The sequence below is a fragment of the Sphingomonas sp. S1-29 genome (assembly GCF_026167545.1).
In the GTDB taxonomy this organism is placed as follows: Bacteria; Pseudomonadota; Alphaproteobacteria; order Sphingomonadales; family Sphingomonadaceae; genus Sphingomonas.
Genome location: NZ_CP110678.1, coordinates 3,220,304 through 3,237,443, shown reverse-complemented (window position 1 = coordinate 3,237,443; position 17,140 = coordinate 3,220,304). Strand labels below are relative to the sequence as shown.

The 17,140-nt window shown below is 66.5% G+C and carries 18 protein-coding genes; 11 read left to right on the top strand and 7 right to left on the bottom strand.

Going from position 1 to position 17,140, the window contains the following annotated elements; genetic code table 11:
* Position 1: 1 nt before the first annotated feature.
* Complete coding sequence (locus OKW76_RS15440; protein ID WP_265549792.1) at positions 2 to 1,336, bottom strand: pyruvate dehydrogenase complex dihydrolipoamide acetyltransferase; 1,335 nt, start codon at positions 1,334 to 1,336, stop codon at positions 2 to 4.
* Between the two features lie 176 nt (positions 1,337 to 1,512).
* On the opposite strand from OKW76_RS15440, the gene OKW76_RS15435 reads away from it, so the two are divergent.
* Complete coding sequence (locus tag OKW76_RS15435; protein WP_265549791.1) at positions 1,513 to 1,968, top strand: universal stress protein; 456 nt, start codon at positions 1,513 to 1,515, stop codon at positions 1,966 to 1,968.
* A 185-nt stretch (positions 1,969 to 2,153) separates the two neighbouring features.
* A complete protein-coding gene (locus OKW76_RS15430) occupies positions 2,154 to 3,452 on the top strand; it encodes a M28 family metallopeptidase (protein ID WP_265549790.1) in 1,299 nt (432 codons plus the stop codon).
* Positions 3,453 to 4,207: 755 nt separating this feature from the next.
* Here the strand turns inward: OKW76_RS15430 and OKW76_RS15425 are convergent.
* From OKW76_RS15425 to OKW76_RS15400, 6 genes are all read right to left on the bottom strand, one after another.
* Positions 4,208 to 4,837, bottom strand: coding sequence for a glutathione S-transferase family protein (locus tag OKW76_RS15425; RefSeq protein WP_265549788.1), 630 nt, complete (start codon positions 4,835 to 4,837; stop codon positions 4,208 to 4,210).
* A gap of 44 nt (positions 4,838 to 4,881) precedes the next feature.
* On the bottom strand, positions 4,882 to 5,751 hold the full coding sequence (locus tag OKW76_RS15420) for a dienelactone hydrolase family protein (protein ID WP_265549786.1): 870 nt from the start codon (positions 5,749 to 5,751) through the stop codon (positions 4,882 to 4,884).
* A gap of 202 nt (positions 5,752 to 5,953) precedes the next feature.
* Entirely contained in the window at positions 5,954 to 6,625 is a 672-nt protein-coding gene (locus tag OKW76_RS15415; RefSeq protein ID WP_256506746.1) for a DUF1013 domain-containing protein, read from the bottom strand.
* A 102-nt stretch (positions 6,626 to 6,727) separates the two neighbouring features.
* Entirely contained in the window at positions 6,728 to 7,753 is a 1,026-nt protein-coding gene (locus tag OKW76_RS15410; RefSeq protein ID WP_265549784.1) for a glycosyltransferase family 4 protein, read from the bottom strand.
* A 5-nt stretch (positions 7,754 to 7,758) separates the two neighbouring features.
* Positions 7,759 to 8,682, bottom strand: a complete 924-nt coding sequence (locus tag OKW76_RS15405) for a UDP-2,3-diacylglucosamine diphosphatase (RefSeq protein ID WP_265549782.1) — start codon at positions 8,680 to 8,682, stop codon at positions 7,759 to 7,761.
* 880 nt (positions 8,683 to 9,562) lie between these two features.
* Positions 9,563 to 10,573, bottom strand: a complete 1,011-nt coding sequence (locus tag OKW76_RS15400) for an NAD(P)H-quinone oxidoreductase (protein ID WP_265549780.1) — start codon at positions 10,571 to 10,573, stop codon at positions 9,563 to 9,565.
* Between the two features lie 77 nt (positions 10,574 to 10,650).
* Here OKW76_RS15400 and OKW76_RS15395 point away from each other — a divergent pair, with 77 nt between their 5' ends.
* The 9 genes from OKW76_RS15395 to aat all read left to right on the top strand — a co-directional run bounded on the left by OKW76_RS15395 (position 10,651) and on the right by aat (position 17,134).
* A complete protein-coding gene (locus OKW76_RS15395) occupies positions 10,651 to 10,848 on the top strand; it encodes a DUF1192 domain-containing protein (RefSeq protein ID WP_265549778.1) in 198 nt (65 codons plus the stop codon).
* 126 nt (positions 10,849 to 10,974) lie between these two features.
* Positions 10,975 to 13,302 (top strand): ATP-dependent Clp protease ATP-binding subunit ClpA, encoded by a 2,328-nt coding sequence (gene clpA / locus OKW76_RS15390; RefSeq protein WP_265549776.1) that lies wholly within the window; start codon positions 10,975 to 10,977, stop codon positions 13,300 to 13,302.
* A gap of 56 nt (positions 13,303 to 13,358) precedes the next feature.
* Complete coding sequence (locus tag OKW76_RS15385) at positions 13,359 to 13,556, top strand: CopG family transcriptional regulator (RefSeq protein WP_265549774.1); 198 nt, start codon at positions 13,359 to 13,361, stop codon at positions 13,554 to 13,556.
* Entirely contained in the window at positions 13,556 to 13,831 is a 276-nt protein-coding gene (locus OKW76_RS15380; protein WP_265549772.1) for a type II toxin-antitoxin system RelE/ParE family toxin, read from the top strand. The genes OKW76_RS15385 and OKW76_RS15380 overlap by 1 nt, the downstream gene beginning before the upstream one ends.
* A 79-nt stretch (positions 13,832 to 13,910) precedes the next feature.
* Positions 13,911 to 14,510 (top strand): hypothetical protein, encoded by a 600-nt coding sequence (locus tag OKW76_RS15375; protein WP_265549770.1) that lies wholly within the window; start codon positions 13,911 to 13,913, stop codon positions 14,508 to 14,510.
* The gene (locus OKW76_RS15370) at positions 14,471 to 15,046 is read left to right on the top strand and encodes an OmpA family protein (RefSeq protein WP_265549768.1); all 576 of its coding nucleotides are present in this window, start codon (positions 14,471 to 14,473) and stop codon (positions 15,044 to 15,046) included. Before OKW76_RS15375 ends, OKW76_RS15370 begins: the two co-directional genes overlap by 40 nt.
* Before the next feature lie 74 nt (positions 15,047 to 15,120).
* Positions 15,121 to 15,504 carry a hypothetical protein gene (locus tag OKW76_RS15365; RefSeq protein ID WP_256506736.1) on the top strand — a complete coding sequence of 128 codons (384 nt, stop codon included), beginning with the start codon at positions 15,121 to 15,123 and terminating at the stop codon, positions 15,502 to 15,504.
* 119 nt (positions 15,505 to 15,623) lie between these two features.
* Positions 15,624 to 16,355, top strand: coding sequence for a ParA family protein (locus OKW76_RS15360; protein ID WP_256506735.1), 732 nt, complete (start codon positions 15,624 to 15,626; stop codon positions 16,353 to 16,355).
* Positions 16,352 to 17,134 carry a leucyl/phenylalanyl-tRNA--protein transferase gene (gene aat / locus OKW76_RS15355; protein WP_265549765.1) on the top strand — a complete coding sequence of 261 codons (783 nt, stop codon included), beginning with the start codon at positions 16,352 to 16,354 and terminating at the stop codon, positions 17,132 to 17,134. The genes OKW76_RS15360 and aat overlap by 4 nt, the downstream gene beginning before the upstream one ends.
* Positions 17,135 to 17,140: the final 6 nt, after the last annotated feature.

Sequence of the window (17,140 nt, the reverse complement as noted above, 5' to 3'; positions counted from 1 at the left end):
CTCAGGCGATCATGCCAAGCGGGCTTTCGACCAGCTCCTTGAACAGCTTCATCAGCTGCGCCCCGTCGGCCCCGTCGATCGCGCGGTGATCGAAGCTGCCGGTCGCCGACATCACCGTCGCGACGCCCAGCGCATCGTCGACGATATAGGGCCGCTTCTCGCCCGCGCCGACCGCCAGGATCATCCCCTGCGGCGGGTTGATGACCGCATCGAACTGCTTGATCCCGAACATCCCCATGTTCGAGATGCTCGCGGTGCCGCCCTGATATTGCTCGGGCTTGAGCTTGTTGTCCTTGGCGAGCCCGGCGAGCTCCTTCATCTGCGTCGAAATCTTCGACAGGCTGATGCTGGCGGCGTCGCGGATGATCGGCGTGATCAGCCCCGACGGCGTCGATACCGCGACCGACACGTCGGCGCGCTTGTAGCTGACCAGCTCGTTGCCCAGGAAGGTGACGTTGCACTTGGGCGTCGCCTCGAGCGCGACGCCCAGCGCCTTGATCAGCATGTCGTTGACCGACAGCTTCACGCCGCGGCTCTCGAGCCCCTTGTTGAGCTCGCCGCGCAGCTTGAGCAGCGCATCGAGCCGGATGTCGAGCGTCAGATAGATATGCGGGATCGTCTGCTTCGCCTCGGTCAGGCGACGCGCGATCGTCTTGCGGATGTTCGAGAGCTTCTCGACCTCGTGCGGGATGCTTTCGTCGTACCAAACAGCCTTGGCCTCGGTCGGCGCGGCCGCAGCGGCAGCAGGCGCTTCGCTCTTGGCGGCAGGCGCGGCGGCCTTTTGGGCAGCGGGCGCGGCGCCCGGCTTGGCGCCCTCGAGATCGGCCTTCACGATCCGGCCATTCGGCCCCGAACCCGCCAGCGCCGAAAGCTCGATGCCCTTTTCGGCGGCCAGCCGGCGCGCCAGCGGGCTAGCCTTCACGCGATCGCCCGACGCCGCGGCTGGCGCGGTACCGGCAGCATCGGTCGCGCCGGTCTCTTCGCTGACTTCCTGGGTACGCGCCTCGTCGGCGGTCGCCGCGGGGCCGACATTATCGGCCTTGGGTGCGGGCGCGGCAGCCGCCTGGGGCGCTTCGACCGATCCCGCATCCTCGCCCTCTTCGGCGATGATCGCGATCACGGTGCCGACCTTCACCCCGTCGGTGCCCTCGGCGACCAGGATCTTGGCGATCACGCCTTCATCGACCGCTTCGAATTCCATCGTCGCCTTGTCGGTCTCGATCTCCGCCATCAGGTCGCCCGACTTCACGCTGTCGCCTTCCTTGACCAGCCATTTGGCCAGCGTGCCTTCTTCCATCGTCGGTGACAGCGCCGGCATCTTGAGTTCGATCGACATCGCAAATCCTGGCATTTGATCCTGGGGAAGGCCTTCCTTCGCGATGTGACCCGCGCAGGTCAAGGCTTGGGGTTACCTCGCGGCGGCCAAAGCCCCGCGCGAACCGCACGAACCCGTAACGGCATCTTGCACGCGGGCGCGCGCCGGGCCACCTGTGGGAAAAAGGGGGAGAGCAAATGCGTACCTATCTGGTGGTGATCGACGAAAGTCCCGAATCCGAGATCGCGATGCGCTTCACCGCGCGGCGTGCGGTCAAGACCGGCGGCGGGGTCGAGATCCTCGCGCTCGTCCCCACCCCCGACTTCGTCCAATGGGGCGGCGTGATGGCGACGATCGAGGAGGAAGCGCTGCAGCGCGCCGAGGCGCTGGTCGCCGGCGCCGCGGGTACGTTGCTCACCGAATCGGGGCTCAAGCCCTCGATCACCGTGCGCCAGGGCGAAGGCCCCAAGGTCGTCCGCGAAATGATCGCCGCCAACCCCGACATCGCCGCGCTGGTGCTCGGCGCCGCCGCGAGCGGCCCGCCGGGGCCGCTAGTGTCGCACTTCGCCGGCGCCGATGCGGGCACGCTCTCGGTGCCGCTGATGATCATCCCCGGCAGCCTCGATCGCGACGCGATCGACCGCTTGAGCTGAGGGAGCCTACCCCCGTTCGTGCTGAGCTTGTCGAAGCACCGTTCTTCTCTCGCGGGTCAGTCGCAGAAGAAGAGCAGTGCTTCGACAGGCTCAGCACGAACGGGAAAAGGGTATTCCGCAATCACCAGCGCGTTCCCCCAAACGAAGACCTTGAGCCGCGCCCGATTTCCAGCCACGTTCGCGCCATGCTCAAAACCCTCCCCCTCCCGCTCGTCCTCCTCGCCACCCCCGCCATCGCGCAAGACCAGCCCAGCCCGCAGCGGCTGCGCGCCGATGTCCAGACGATGGTCGATTTCGGCACCCGCCACACCGCCTCCTCGGTCACCGATCCCAAGCGCGGGATCGGCGCCGCGCGCCGCTGGGCGCAGGCCGAGTTCGATCGGATCGCCAAGGCGTGCGGCGGCTGCATCAAGACCGAGACGATCGAGCGCAGTTTCACCGGCCCGCGCGCGCCGACCGGCGTGAACGTCGTCGACGTGCTCGCGATCCAGCCGGGCACCGAGCCCGGCCGCGTCGTGATCCTTCAGGGGCATATCGACAGCCGCAACAGCGACGTGATGGACGCGACCGGCGATGCGCCCGGCGCAAACGACGATGCCTCGGGGGTCGCCCTGGTGTTCGAAGCCGCGCGGTTGCTGTCGAAGCAGAAGCATCGCGCGACGATCGTCTATGCCGCGCTCTCGGGCGAGGAACAGGGGCTGTGGGGCGCGACGTTGCTCGCCGAAACCGCGCGCGAGCGCGGCTGGAAGGTCTCGGCGGTGCTCAGCAACGACATCGTCGGCAACACGGTTGGCCAGAACGGCAAGCGAGTCGCCGACCGCGTCCGCGTCTTCTCCGAAGGCATCCGCCAGGTCGAGACGATCGAGGAAGCCAAACGCCGGCGCGGCGACGGCGGCGAGGATGACGGCCCCAGCCGCTCGCTCGCCAAGGCGATCGACGACGTCGCCGAAGGCATGCCCGGCGCGCTCGACGTGTTCGCAGTCCGCCGCCCCGACCGCTTCGGCCGTGGTGGCGATCACGAGGCGTTCCTGCGGCTGGGCTATCCGGCGGTACGCTTCTCGGTCGGCGCCGAGAATTACGACCAGCAGCACCAGAATCTGCGCACCGAAAACGGCCGCGTCTATGGCGACACGATCGACAAGATGGACTTCCCCTATCTGGCGAAGGTCACCGCGATCAACGTCGCCGCCGCCCGCCGACTCGCGGGCGCCCCCGCCGCCCCCGAGGGCGTGAGCGTCGATGGCGCGCTGAGCTTCGACGCGACGGTGAAGTGGCAACCGGTCGAGGGCGCCGCCCGCTATCGCATCCACTGGCGCCGCAACGACACCGCCGACTGGACCAACCATCGCGACACCACCGGGACCGAATTGGTGGTCAAGGACGTGATCGTCGACGATCACTTCTTCGGGGTATCGTCGGTTGCGGCGGACGGGACCGAGAGCATCGTATCGTTCGCCGGAAGGACCCCGCCCGCGCCGCGGTGAGGAGACTGATCGCCTACAGACCGTTCGTGCTGAGTAACCGCTGAGCTTGTCGACGCCTGTCCCGAGCGCCTGCCTCGGCAGGCAGTCGCAGGGCAGCGTACCGAAGCACCCGCCCGCCTGGGGCAGATCCTTCGATACGGGTCTTCGACAAGCTCAGCCCCTACTCAGGACGAACGGGGGGGAAGGTCAGAGGACTTGTTGTTCGAGGCGGCGGCGTGTCGCTCACCCGTCCATCCCGACATTCGCCCCGCCCCACCCCGTTCGTGCTGAGTAGCCGCTGAGCTTGTCGAAGCGGCGTATCGAAGCACCGGCCCGCCTGGGGGAAATGTCCTTCGATAAGGGTCTTCGCTCAGATCAGCCCCTGCTCAGGACGAACGGAAGGGGACCAAACGGACGACCCGATCCCAATCCTCCCCTCCCTGGACAAGGGAGGGGCCGGGGGTGGGTAGGCCCGTGGCGCGCGAGGCGTTCCCTCGCGAACCGACCCACCCCCAACCCTCCCTTGTCCAGGGAGGGGAGTGGTCTGGGGCGGAGGGTGCGGCACCCACGTGCAGACGATTACCAAGGCATGCGCACCGCCTCTCGGCCAGCGGGCAGCGCCCCATGAAAGCCGCGAGCCAAAAGCCACCAGCTCCAGACCTGCACGCCCAACCCACCCGTTCGTTTCGAGCGAAGTCGAGAAACCGCCCCCAGCGCTCAGGCCCATTTCTCGACTTCGCTCGAAACGAACGGCATCCGGGTCGAAGCAAGCTCCCCTACCCCGCCACCGCCTGCATCTCCGCGATCAACGCATCGTCCATCGCCTTGGCACGCAAATACCCCTCCCGCTGGGTCAACCGCGCCGCATAGGCTTCGAACGAAGCCCGCTTGGGCAGCGAACCGAACCCCAGCCCCCAGATCACCTGCGCCCCGACATAGACATCGGCCGCGGTGAAGCGTCCGCCCGCGACATAGTCGTGCGTCGCCAGCCAGCCATCGAGCACGTCGACCACCCGGTCGAAATCGCCATAGCCGACCATCCCCTGCTTGTCGGGCGGCACCTCGACGCCGATCGCGCGGTTGGTCACCGCATGTTCGACCGGCCCGGCGGCAAAGAACAGCCAGCGATAATAATCGGCGCGGTCGGTGGTCGGCGGCGCCAGCCCGGCTTCGGGAAAGGCGTCCGCCAGATACGCGCAGATCGCCGCGCATTCGGTCACCACGCGGTCGCCATGCTGGATCGCCGGCACCTTCGCCATCGGGTTGATCGCGCGATAGGCCTCGCTGCTCATCGTGCCATATTCGAGCAGCTCGGTGCGGTAGGGCGCACCCGCCTCCTCGAGCATCCAGCGCGCGATCTGCCCGCGCGACATGGGGTTGGTGTAGAAAACCAAGTCGTCGCTCATGATCGCCTCCGAGTCGTGTCGGAACAAATGTCGAACGAAATCGCTCAGCCGTCAAGATGCTTCGCGAACAGCGCCAGCGTCCGCGACCAGGCAAGATCGGCCGCCGCCTTGTCGTAGCGCGCGGTCGAGGTATCGTTGTTGAACGCATGGTCGACCTCGGGATAGACGAACGCCTCGCCCTTGCCCGCCGCCTTCAGCGCCTCGCCCCATGGCACCCCGGTAGCGTTCACCCGCGCGTCCTTGCCCGCCAGATGGACGACCATCGCGGCGCGAACCTTCGCTGCCTCGGTCGGGGCGGGCGCCGGGCCGTAATAGGATGCGCCGGCGTCCAGCGCGTCGCCCGCCGCCACCGCCAGCCGGTTGACGAACGCGCCGCCCCAGCAAAAACCGACCGCGCCGACGCGCGCGCCGCGCGTATCGCGCTTCACACGCTTGGCGGTAGCGACCGCTTGCGCCAGCGCCAGGTCGTAATCGAGCGTGCCGATCAGCGCGCGCGCTTGGTCCTCATCCTCGGGGGTGCCGCCCTGCGGTGCGAGGAAATCGGGCGCGATCGCGCGATAGCCGGCTAGCGCCACGCGGCGCGCGACGTCCTTGATATGCGCGTTGAGCCCGCGATTTTCATGGACGACCAACACATAGCCGGCGTTGCGCGCGGCCTGGCGCGGCGCGGCGAAATACGCGGTGAAGGGCTTGCCTGCCTCGACCCCGGTCTTGGTTTCGGTCAGCAACCGCGGATCGTCGGCGGCGATTTGCTGCGCGGCGGCGGGTGATGCCGCGATCGTCGCGATCAGCGCCTCGGCAGCCGCGACCGATCCGACCAGCAGCGCGGTCTCGCGCAGCAATTGCCGCCGGTCGCGATGCTCATGGGTGAAGGCGTCGTAGAGGTCGATCGCACGCTGGCGCAGGTCGGTCATGGCTGGCTCCCGATAAGTTGGGGGCAGCGTAGCTTCGGCGCGCGCGGAGGCAATGGGGTCGAAGGTCTCCCCTCCCTGAAAGGGAGGGGTTGGGGGGCGGGTCGGGTCCGGGTGGTACGGCCGGGTTCACCAGCCGCGCAGCCGTATCACGAGCACGCTACCCACCCCCTGCCCCTCCCGAAAGGGAGGGGAATTTAGAACATCACTTCTTCCAGGGATCGACGATGTCGCTCTTGAACAATGGCTTCTCGGTCTCGACCACGTCGCCGCGCGCCAGCGCCTCGCGCTCGGCGCGCAATTGCGCCAGCAGCACTTCGCGATCGCCTTCGAGCCGGGTGTCGGTCGGCGCCTCGATCCCCGCGGCCTTCGCCGCCTTGGCGACGAGTGCGTCGAGCTCGCGCTGCGAGCACAGCCCCAGCGTCACCGGATCCTTCGGCGTGATGTTGGCGATGTTCCAATGGCTGCGGTCGCGCAGCGCCGCGATCGTCGTGCGCGTGGTGCCGATCAGCTTGCCGATCGCGCCGTCCGAAATCTCGGGGTGGTTGCGGATGATCCAGGCGATGCCGTCGGGCTTGTCCTGGCGCTTGCTCACCGGGGTATAGCGCGGGCCCTTGGTGCGGCGGACCTGCTCGGGGCCCTTCTGCATCACCAGCCGATAATCGGGATCGGCCTGGCCCTTCTCGATCTCGTCCTGCGTCAGCTCGTGCGCGCGCACCGGATCGCGCCCGGTCAGCTTGGCCGAGGTCGTGTCGTCGGCGATCGCCTGGATCTCGAGGATGTGCAGGCCGCAGAAATCGGCGATCTGGTCGAACGAAAGCGCGGTGTTGTCGACCAGCCAGGAAGCGGTCGCATGCGGCATCAAAGGCTGGGCCACGGCAAAGTCTCCAGAAACAATAAGGGCCACCCCTTCCGGGGTGGCCGTGTAATGGCGAAGACTTAGTGCAGCGCCGGCCCAAGGGCAAGGAGTAGCGTGACGTCAGGCGGCGGCGCGATCGACCCCGCCGATCGGCACCAGCGCGCCAAGGAACTGCGCCGCGCTCGCCTCCCAGGTAAATTGCCGGCCATAGGCGGCGCACGCCGCGCGGTCGCGGGTCAGCGCGGCGGCGATCGCTTCGTCGAGCGTTTCGGCCAGCGCCCCCACCTCAGGCGTTACGATATCGATCGGCCCGGTCACCGGATAGGCCGCCACCGGCGTCCCGCAGGCAAGCGCCTCGATCATCACCAGCCCGAAGGTGTCGGTGCGGCTGGGGAAGACGAACACGTCGGCCCCGGCATAAAAGCGCGCCAGCTCGTCGCCGAAGCGCGGCCCCATGAAGCGCACCTCGGGATATTTCGCCGCCAGCGCCGCGCGCGCCGGCCCGTCACCCACCACCACCTTGCTGCCGGGGTGCGCGCATTCGAGGAACGCCTCGAGATTCTTCTCGACCGCGATCCGCCCGACATAGAGCTGGATCGGCCCCGCGAGCCCGGCCAGCTCGGGATGCGGCGCGACGCCGGGATGGAACGCTGCCAGATCGACCCCGCGCCCCCAATGCCGCACCTGCTCGAGCCCATGCGCCACCAACGTCTGCCGGATCGACGGGGTCGAGGCGAGCACCGCACGCGCCGGCGCATGGAACCAGCGGATATAGCGCCAGATCCACTCGGCGGGCACGCCCGAGCGCGCCGAGACATAATCGGGAAACTGGGTGTGATAGGCGGTGGTGAAGGGATAGCCCCGCCGCAGGCACCAGCGCCGCGCGGCGATGCACAGCGGCCCCTCGGTCGCCAGATGGATCGCCTGTGGTTGGAAATCGGCCAGCAGCCCGCCCACCGTCGCGGTGCGCACCATCGCCAGCCGGATCTCGGGATAGGTCGGGCACGGCACCGAATAGAAACGGTCGGGCGAAACCACCATCACCTCATGCCCTTGACGTTCCAGCACCGCTCTCACCGATTGGAGCGTGCGGACGACGCCATTGACCTGCGGCTCCCAGGCATCGGTGACGATCGCGATCCGCATGCGCGTCAGGCCGCCACGCGCGCCTCGGTCATGCGCACCTCGGCATCGGTCGCTGCGGCAGCAATATCGCGCTCGCGCGCCGCGATCTCGTCGGCCCAGTGCAGGATTTCCATCCGTCCATCCTCATGCTCGACCAAGGCCGTACAGCCCTCGACCCAGTCGCCATCGTTATAATAATCGATTCCGTCGATATGGCGATAGTCGGCGGTGTGGATATGCCCCGCGATCACCCCGTCGACGCCGCGCGTCTTGGCCTCGTGCGCGACGATCTCCTCGAAGTTCGAAATGAACTCGACTGCGTTCTTCACCTTGTGCTTGGCATATTTGCTCAGCGACCAATAAGGCAGCTTCAGCGCGCGGCGATACAGATTCACCCAGCGGTTGAGCGTCATCATCATGTGATACGCAAAGTCGCCGGCATGCGCGAGCCAGCGGTGCGACAGCGTGATCGCGTCGAATTCGTCGCCGTGCAGCACCAGCAGCCGGCGGCCATCGGCGGTGGTATGGATCGCCTGCCGCTTGATCTTCACCCCGCCGAAATCGAGCCCGGTGAACTGGCGGAACATCTCGTCATGGTTGCCGGGGATATAGACGATCTTGGTACCGCGCTTGGCGCGCTTCATGATCCGCCAGACGATGTCGTTGTGCGTCGCGGGCCAGTAGAATTTCTTCTTGAGCTGCCAGCCGTCGAAGATGTCGCCCACCAGATACATGGTGTCGCTGTCGACATGGTCGAGAAAGTCGATCAGCATCTCGGCGTTGCAGCCGCGCGTGCCCAGATGGACGTCGCTGATCCACACGGTGCGATATTGCCGCCGCTCGATGATCTTTTCGGGCACCGAAGGCTCGAGCGTGCCGAAATCGCCCCCCTGCCCCAACAAACGGTCGGTGATCGCGGCGTCGAACGGGAGTCGGGTGATAGCGCCCATGTCCAAGGTTTCCTGCGGTTGTCCTTGTCTGGGCGTCCTATGCAGGGGAAATGTTACAGGTTGGGGCGCGGGGAGTCACAAGAGCGTCATTTGCGAGCGGCGGTGGCGTACTTGCCAACTGGTCCTGCGGACAGGAGGTGGTGGAATGGAAGTCACATCCCGGTCCGAGTTGGACACCGCTATGCTCGACGCCGGTTATCGCGCGATGGCCGCCGACGTCGAGCGCGAGAAAGAAGCTATGGCGTGGATTAAGGGACTGGTTCCGCCATGGTCCAGCGCCGGTGCGGGGCACGAGGTCATCGAGATTGCAGACTCCCGTCATTGCCGCGAAGGCGGGGACGAGAAAAGATGTAGAAGCACCGCGTCAACCAACCTCGCTGTCCGACCTCACATTTGGTGCACGCCTCCCGCCGGCGGCCGGACGCCGCTAGCGCGCCAATAACCGCGTGGGACGAACTTCCCGATTGAACGCGCATGGATGTAGCATGTGCGGACGCTGAAATACTCTATCAGGAGTGCGTCGTTGCCAATGCGATACCATCGAAGGTTGCGGCGACCGCCAGCGGTATCGACCAAGCCAAGCTCGGTAGCGTTTCGTACCCTGTATTTTGGAGCGGCGCATCGTTTGGGAACGCGTTGTTGCAACCCGTAATTGCCAGGCGGACAGTCTTGAGGCCATTCGAATGGATCGGCTTCGACGACAACATTGGGAACAACCCGGCTCTCTTGCAGCCCCAAAAAGGCGGCGGTGCCGGCGGTCGCCAAAAGGGCAGCGACGCCGGCTATCCGAAGCCAGTACAGGCCCAATCGTGGAGCAGTCGACATGCTGGCCGGCGTACACCCGCTAGACTACCAAATCGTTGAAGCGGCTGACATTTTATCACCCCATCGTCAGCACGATTTTCCCCACATGATCGCCCGCTTCCATCCAGCGGTGCGCATCGGCCGCCTCGGCCAGCGGAAAGGTCCGGTCGATCACCGGTTTCAGTCGCCCCGCCTCGACATGCGGCCATACATTCGCCTGAAGCTCGTCGGCGACCAGCGCCTTGAACTGGCCGTCGCGCGGGCGCAGCGTCGAGCCCGTCAGCGTCAGCCGGCGGCGCATGATCTCGAACAGCGGCACGCTCGCCTCGGCGCCGCGCTGGACCGCGATCGAAACATGGCGGCCATCCTCGGCCAGGCATTTCAGGTTGCGCGGCACATAATCGCCGCCGACCATGTCGAGCACCGCCGCGACCCCCGCGCCGTCGGTGATCCGGCGGACCTCCTCGACGAAATCGGCGGTCTTGTAGTTGATCGCATGGTCGGCACCCAGCGCCAGCGCCGCCTCGCGCTTCGCCTCGGAGCCAACCGTCACGATCGTCGTCAGCCCGAACAGCCCGCCGAGCAGGATCGCCATCGTGCCGATTCCCGAAGTGCCGCCATGCACCAGCACCGTGTCGCCCTCGCTGGCATAAGCGCGCTCGAACAAATTGGTCCACACCGTGAACAGCGTCTCGGGCAGCGCCGCCGCCTCGATCATCGTCAGCGCATGCGGTACCGGCAGGCATTGCCCCGCGGGTGCCGCCGCATATTCGGCATAGCCGCCGCCTGCCAGCAGCGCGCACACCGGCTGGCCGAGCATCACTTCATCGACCCCCTCGCCTACCGCGACGATCTCGCCCGCCACTTCGAGCCCCAGGATCGACGGCGCCCCCGGCGGCATCGGGTACAGCCCCTTGCGCTGCATCACATCGGGGCGGTTCACGCCGGCGGCGGCGACGCGCAGCAGCACTTCGCCGGGCTCGGGCGCGGGCACCGGGCGCCGCACCGGCACCAGCAATTCGGGACCGCCCGCTCCCTCGGGATCGATCGCCCACATCGCATCCGGCATCGTTTCGGATAAGGTCATTGCGTCGCGGTGCCCCCTGCCGCAGGAATTCGTCGGTCTTATTGACATCGCCGCCGCACGGGTCAACGTTTGGCGTCATGGACGCCGACGATAATCTCCCGCGTCGCAAGGACGATACGCTCGCCGCTTTGGTGGTGCAGGACCTCGACCCGCTGTCGATCGCCGAGCTCGAGGCGCGCGTCACCGCGCTCGAGGGCGAGATTGCTCGGGTTCGGCGGCATATCGACAAGGCGGTGCGCCATCGCGACAGCGCCGACGCGCTGTTCCGCCGATGAACCGCCCGGTTGCCCGCATGGCCCAAAGCCCGTTGCCGGCGCCCCGCTTGCCGAACCGCCCTGCCGACCCGACATTGGTGCAAAGGGCCGCGTGTCACGCTGCGGCCGATTGGAGTAGCTAACCCCATGCCGTCTTTCGCATCCGCACTCGAATCAACGCTCCACAAAGCGCTCGAGGCTGCGTCCTCGCGTCGGCACGAATATGCGACGCTCGAACATCTGTTGCTCGCGCTCATCGACGATGAACATGGCGCCAAGGTCATGGCGTCGTGCGGCGTCGACCTGGGCGATCTCAAGGCCACGGTCGCGACCTATCTCGACACCGAGCTCGAAGCGCTCAAGGTCGACAGCGCCACCGATCCCTCGCCCACCAGCGGCTTCCAGCGCGTCGTCCAGCGCGCGATCCTCCACGTCCAGTCCTCGGGCCGCGACGAAGTGACCGGCGCCAACGTGCTCGTCGCGCTGTTCAGCGAGCGCGAGAGCTATGCGGTCTATTTCCTGCAGCAGCAGGACATGAGCCGGCTCGACGCGGTCAGCTTCATCAGTCACGGCGTCGGCAAGGGCGGCGCGCCCACCGAAGCCCGCGAAGTGAAGGGCGCCGCCGAAGAGGACAAGCCCGCGCAAAAGGGCGGCAAGGACGCCAAGGAAAGCGCGCTCAAGCAGTTCTGCGTCGACCTCAACGAAAAGGCCAAGAACGGCAAGATCGATCCGTTGATCGGCCGCGGTCCCGAGGTCGATCGCACGGTGCAGATCCTGTGCCGCCGCTCGAAGAACAACCCGCTCTATGTCGGCGACCCCGGCGTCGGCAAGACCGCGATCGCCGAAGGCTTGGCGCGCAAGATCGTCGAGGGCGACGTTCCCGAAGTCCTGCTGCCCGCAGTCATCTATTCGCTCGACATGGGCGCATTGCTGGCTGGCACGCGCTATCGCGGCGATTTCGAGGAGCGGCTGAAGCAGGTCGTCAACGAGCTCGAAAAGCTGCCGCACGCGGTGCTTTTCATCGACGAGATCCACACCGTAATTGGTGCCGGCGCGACCAGCGGCGGCGCGATGGATGCGTCGAACTTGCTCAAGCCCGCGCTGTCGGGGGGCACGATCCGCTGCATCGGATCGACCACCTACAAGGAATTCCGCAACCATTTCGAAAAGGACCGCGCGTTGTTGCGCCGGTTCCAGAAGATCGACGTCAACGAGCCGACGATCGAAGACACGATCAAGATCCTGTCGGGGCTGCGCAGCGCGTTCGAGGGGCATCACTCGGTGAAGTACACCCCCGACGCGATAAAGTCGGCGGTCGAGCTTTCGGCACGCTACATCAACGATCGCAAATTGCCCGACAAGGCGATCGACGTGATCGATGAGGTCGGCGCGATGCAGATGCTGGTCGCCCCCAACAAGCGTAAGAAGGTCATCACCTCCAAGGAGATCGAACAAGTCATCGCGACGATGGCGCGGATCCCGCCGAAGACGGTGTCATCGGACGATACCCGCGTGCTCGCCAATCTGGGCACCGATCTCAAGCGCGTGGTGTTCGGCCAGGATGCCGCGATCGAAGTGCTGTCCTCGGCGATCAAGCTGTCGCGCGCGGGGCTGCGTGAGCCCGACAAGCCGATCGGCAACTATCTGTTCACCGGCCCCACCGGCGTCGGCAAGACCGAAGTCGCGCGCCAGCTTGCCGAGATCATGGGCATCCCGCTCCAGCGTTTCGACATGTCCGAATATATGGAACGCCACTCGGTCAGCCGGCTGATCGGGGCGCCTCCGGGCTATGTCGGCTATGATCAGGGCGGCCTGCTCACCGACGCGATCGACCAGCAGCCGCATTGCGTGCTGTTGCTCGACGAGATTGAGAAGGCGCATCCCGACCTGTTCAACATCCTGTTGCAGGTGATGGACAACGGCAAGCTGACCGATCACCACGGCAAGACCGTCGATTTCCGCAACGTCATCCTGATCATGACGACCAATGCGGGCGCGTCGGACATGGCGCGCGAATCGATCGGTTTTGGCGCCAGCAATCGCGACGATGTGCAGGAGGAAGCGGTGAAGAAGCTCTTCACCCCTGAATTCCGCAACCGTCTCGATGCGATCGTTCCGTTCGGCTATCTGCCCCCCGAAGTGGTCGCCCGCGTCGTCGACAAGTTCATCCTCCAGCTCGAACTCCAACTCGCCGATCGCGGCGTGCATATCCGGTTGGACGATGAATCGAAGGCCTGGCTCACCGAGCGCGGCTACGACAAGCTCTACGGCGCACGCCCGATGGGCCGACTGATCCAGGAGAAGGTCAAGCAGCCGCTCGCCGAGGAACTATTGTTTGGCAAGCTGATGCACGGCGGCGAAGTGAACGTGAAGCTTAAGGACGCGGCACTCGCCTTCGAAATCGTCCCCGCGCCGCCTAAAAAGGCCAAGCGCAAGGGCGGCGGCAAGAAGACCGAACCCGCCGACGCGAAGTAAGGAACAGCGGCGGTGCCCAATTTGGCGCCGCCGCTTTCTTTTGGTAGGACAACCCCATGAACGAGGTGACCGAACCTTTCTGGGACCCCGACGAACCGGGTATCTTCGATGATCCCGCGGTGGTCGCCGCTGCCGATGCGCGCGCGATCGCCGATATCGAGGCCGGCCGGGTCATCAGCAACGAGGCGGTGATGCGTTGGCTGCAGAGCATCGTTGACGGGAAGCGCATTCCTCCGCCCCAAGTCGGCGACTAATGTATCGGGTCATCTGGTCGGCAGCAGCAATCATCGAGCTGCGCGCGATCGATGACTATGTGTCGCTGCTCAACGAGCCCGCGGGGAAGCGGGTTGCGCGGCGCATCATGACCGCCGGAATGTCGCTGGTCGACTTCCCCAACCGCGGCCGCGAGATCGCGCCCGGCATCCGCCAGCTCTCGGTGGTCTACCCCTATCTCATCCGCTATCGCGTCGCGGGCGATCGCGTCGAAATCCTCTCGGTACGCCATGGCGCGCGCGACGAGGACGCCTGAGGACGCGGTGAGCCGCTAGGAACCGCGCCCGCCCCGGTCGGTTATTCGCCTACCGCAACGATCCCGGAGCGCCGATCGCATGAAGCCCGTCTCGCTGTCCGTCCTGACCTTGTCCGCCGCACTGGCGCTCGCCGCATGCAACACCCGCACCGAAGACGCCGCCAATGCCGAGGCCGAGGCCGCCGCGACGGTCGGCAACAGCGAGGCGAACCTCACCCCCGAGGAAGCCGGCATCTTCGACAAGCTCTTCGCCGACGGCAAGCCGACCCGGCTCGCGCTCGAACAGGTCCACCCCAATGGCGGCGTGCTCAAGGTCAATGCGATCCAGGTGAAACCCACCGAGACGATCGTGAACATCACCTATGTCAACGGCCACACCCGCCCGGTGGACCTCAACTGGCTGCGCAACAGCAAGCGCACTTTCCTGCTGGCAGAGAACCGCAAGTTCATCGTGTCGCCGCCGCAACTCAACGAGCAGATCGAAGTCGAAAGCGGCGCGACGATGACCGGCGACCTGGTGTTCGTTGGCGCGGTCCCGCAGACCGACCGCCTCCAGCTGGTGCTCAACGAAAGCGGCTCGACCAGCGAGAGCGCGAGCAACCCGAAATTCATCCTCGACATCCCCACCCCCGCCACCGCGTGGTCCGACGATGGCTCAAAAAAAAAGTCAGCAGCCTGAGGGCATCGCGCGCCGGCTATTCGACGCTTGAGATCGCCAACGGCACCGGCAGCAGCTTCGGCGCCGGCTCGGTCGCGACCTCGAACCTGTCGCAGGTCCAGACGCTGCAGACCGAGCTCAACGCCACCCAGACCGATCGCGGCACGCTGGTGTCGCTCCCCGGCGACGTGCTGTTCGACTTCGACAAGGCGAAGATCCGCGCCGACGCACGCGGCACGCTCGACAAGCTTGCCGAGCTCATCAAGGCGCAGAATCCGCCTAGCGTGTCGATCGAGGGCCATACCGACGCCAAGGGCGACGATGCCTATAACAAGCGGCTTTCCGAAGGCCGCGCACAAGCCGTCCGCGACTATCTGGTCGAGCAGCGCCAGGTCGACGCCGCGATCCTCACCGCGATCGGGCTCGGCGAGTTGCGCCCCACCGCGCCCAACGCCAACCCCACCGGCGGCGACGATCCCGACGGCCGCCAGAAGAACCGCCGCGTCGAGATCGTGTTGGCGAATAATGCGGCCGCGCCTGTCGCGGCGCAACAATGAACAAGCGTTCAGCTTAGCCGAACGCTACGGGTTTCGCTTGACGCAGCGTGCTGCATACGCGAAATCGCGTGCCCATGAAGCATCGCATCCTCCCCGCCGTGGCGGTCCTCGCCGCCCTGTCGCTGGCCGCGTGCCAGCAGGCCGAACCCGAAGTCGTCGACAGCCGGGCGCCCGACCCGCTGGCCGCTGCAAAGGAAAAGGCAGCACCCGTCGAACTGCCGCCCGCGATCCGCGGCAATGTCGCGTTCCGCTGCAAGGACAACAGCCTGCTGTACGTCGAATTCTTCGACGGCGACAAGCTGGTGAACCTGCGCGACAAGCGTGGCGAGACCCCGACGCCGCTGCGCGCGCCCGAGGCTGGTCAGCCCTATGTCGCCGAAGGCTATTCGCTTACCGGCGACATGGAAAACATCACCGTGACCCAGCCGGGCAAGGGCGAGCAGACCTGCCGCGCCTGATCGCGCCATCCTCCACATGATCATAGGCCGGCGGGACCATCCCGCCGGCCTTTTTCTTTGCACGCCGCCCATCGGTTGGGGCATGCTCGTCCACGGGCAAGGACGGGAGCGGCGGGCAATTGGCGGTAGTGGCGGTCTATAGTTTGAAGGGCGGCGTCGGGAAGACCACGCTGGCGGTCAACCTCGCCTGGTGCGCCGCGCAATTATCCGCCCGACGCACGCTGTTGTGGGACCTCGATCCCCAGGCCGCCTCGACCTTCCTGCTCGGCCGCGACCAGCGCGCCGCCGATTCGGCGCAGGCAATCTTCACCAAGGATGTCGAGCCGACCCGGCTGGTCCGCCCGACCGGGATCGACCGCCTCGACCTGATCGGTGCCGACACCTCGCTGCGCAGCCTCGATGTCGTCTTCCACTCGCTCGACAAGAAGAAGCGGCTCGCCAAGCTCGTCGGCTCGCTCGATTCGGCCTATGACCGGCTGATCCTCGATTGCCCGCCGGGGCTCACCGAAACCAGCGAACAGGTGATGCGCGCCGCCGACCTCATCATCGTGCCGATCATCCCCTCGCCGCTCGCCACCCGCGCCTTCGAGGAAGTGGTGCAGCATCTCGATCGCAAGGGCGGCAAGGTGCCGCTGCTGCCGGTCCACGCGATGGTCGACAAGCGCCGCAAGCTGCACGCCGACCGGCTCGCGCTGCATCCCGACTGGCCGGTGATCCCGATGGCAAGCATGGTCGAGACGATGGCGGCGCGCCGCCTACCCGTCGGCGCCTTCGCCCCCAAGAGCGCGGCGCAGGCGGCGTTCGCGGGGCTGTGGCAAGCGGTCGAACGCCGGCTGTCGGCGGCGCGATGACCCGCCGGCTCTCGCTATACCAGGAGCTTGATCCCGAACTGGTGTTGCGTGCCTATGCGATGGGGGTGTTCCCGATGGCCGACCATCGCGATGCCCCTGGCGTCTATTGGGTCGAGCCCAAATTGCGCGGCGTGCTGCCGCTCGATGGCTTCCATCTCTCGCGCTCGCTGCGCAAGACGATCACGCGCGACCGCTACCGCGTCACCGCCGATCGTGCCTTCGACGCGATCGTCGCACTGTGCGCGCAATCGGCGACCGACCGGCCCGAAACCTGGATCAACCCGCCGATCGCGCATGTTTTCGCGCAGCTCCACGAACGCGGCTTCGCGCATTCGATCGAGTGCTGGGACGGCGATCGGCTGGTCGGCGGGCTCTATGGCCTGGCGCTCGGCCGCGCGTTCTTCGGCGAAAGCATGGTCAGCCGCGCCACCGATGCGTCGAAGGTCGCGCTCGCCTGGCTCACCGCGCGGCTACGCGTCGGCGGCTTCACCCTGCTCGATTGCCAGTTCCAGACCGACCACCTCCGATCGCTCGGCGCGATCGAGATCCGCCGCGACGCCTATATGGCGTTGCTCGGCGCCTCGCTCGGCGAGACCTCGGCAGGGCTCGCCTCGGGCGCGCCGGTGGTCACCGGGGTGTTCGGCGCGCTCGACCGCCTGCGCGAGGTCGGCCTCGCCGCCCCCGCGCCGCTCGCCTCGCCCGATCCCTTCGTCATGTCGACGGTATCGGGCCCGGTGTCGGGCCGCGACATCGTGCAGCTCTTGGGCCACACGTCATAGATCGGA

What these genes read in the sequence shown, in the direction of transcription:
- OKW76_RS15385 (WP_265549774.1), top strand. Translation starts at nt 13,359, where the DNA reads ATGAACGAGGTGACCGAACCTTTCTGGGACCCCGACGAACCGGGTATC.
- OKW76_RS15405 (WP_265549782.1), bottom strand. Translation starts at nt 8,682, where the DNA reads ATGGGCGCTATCACCCGACTCCCGTTCGACGCCGCGATCACCGACCGT.
- OKW76_RS15395 (WP_265549778.1), top strand. Translation starts at nt 10,651, where the DNA reads ATGGACGCCGACGATAATCTCCCGCGTCGCAAGGACGATACGCTCGCC.
- clpA (WP_265549776.1), top strand. Translation starts at nt 10,975, where the DNA reads ATGCCGTCTTTCGCATCCGCACTCGAATCAACGCTCCACAAAGCGCTC.
- OKW76_RS15410 (WP_265549784.1), bottom strand. Translation starts at nt 7,753, where the DNA reads ATGCGGATCGCGATCGTCACCGATGCCTGGGAGCCGCAGGTCAATGGC.
- OKW76_RS15375 (WP_265549770.1), top strand. Translation starts at nt 13,911, where the DNA reads ATGAAGCCCGTCTCGCTGTCCGTCCTGACCTTGTCCGCCGCACTGGCG.
- OKW76_RS15380 (WP_265549772.1), top strand. Translation starts at nt 13,556, where the DNA reads ATGTATCGGGTCATCTGGTCGGCAGCAGCAATCATCGAGCTGCGCGCG.
- aat (WP_265549765.1), top strand. Translation starts at nt 16,352, where the DNA reads ATGACCCGCCGGCTCTCGCTATACCAGGAGCTTGATCCCGAACTGGTG.
- OKW76_RS15400 (WP_265549780.1), bottom strand. Translation starts at nt 10,573, where the DNA reads ATGACCTTATCCGAAACGATGCCGGATGCGATGTGGGCGATCGATCCC.
- OKW76_RS15365 (WP_256506736.1), top strand. Translation starts at nt 15,121, where the DNA reads ATGAAGCATCGCATCCTCCCCGCCGTGGCGGTCCTCGCCGCCCTGTCG.
- OKW76_RS15425 (WP_265549788.1), bottom strand. Translation starts at nt 4,837, where the DNA reads ATGAGCGACGACTTGGTTTTCTACACCAACCCCATGTCGCGCGGGCAG.
- OKW76_RS15435 (WP_265549791.1), top strand. Translation starts at nt 1,513, where the DNA reads ATGCGTACCTATCTGGTGGTGATCGACGAAAGTCCCGAATCCGAGATC.
- OKW76_RS15430 (WP_265549790.1), top strand. Translation starts at nt 2,154, where the DNA reads ATGCTCAAAACCCTCCCCCTCCCGCTCGTCCTCCTCGCCACCCCCGCC.
- OKW76_RS15420 (WP_265549786.1), bottom strand. Translation starts at nt 5,751, where the DNA reads ATGACCGACCTGCGCCAGCGTGCGATCGACCTCTACGACGCCTTCACC.
- OKW76_RS15440 (WP_265549792.1), bottom strand. Translation starts at nt 1,336, where the DNA reads ATGTCGATCGAACTCAAGATGCCGGCGCTGTCACCGACGATGGAAGAA.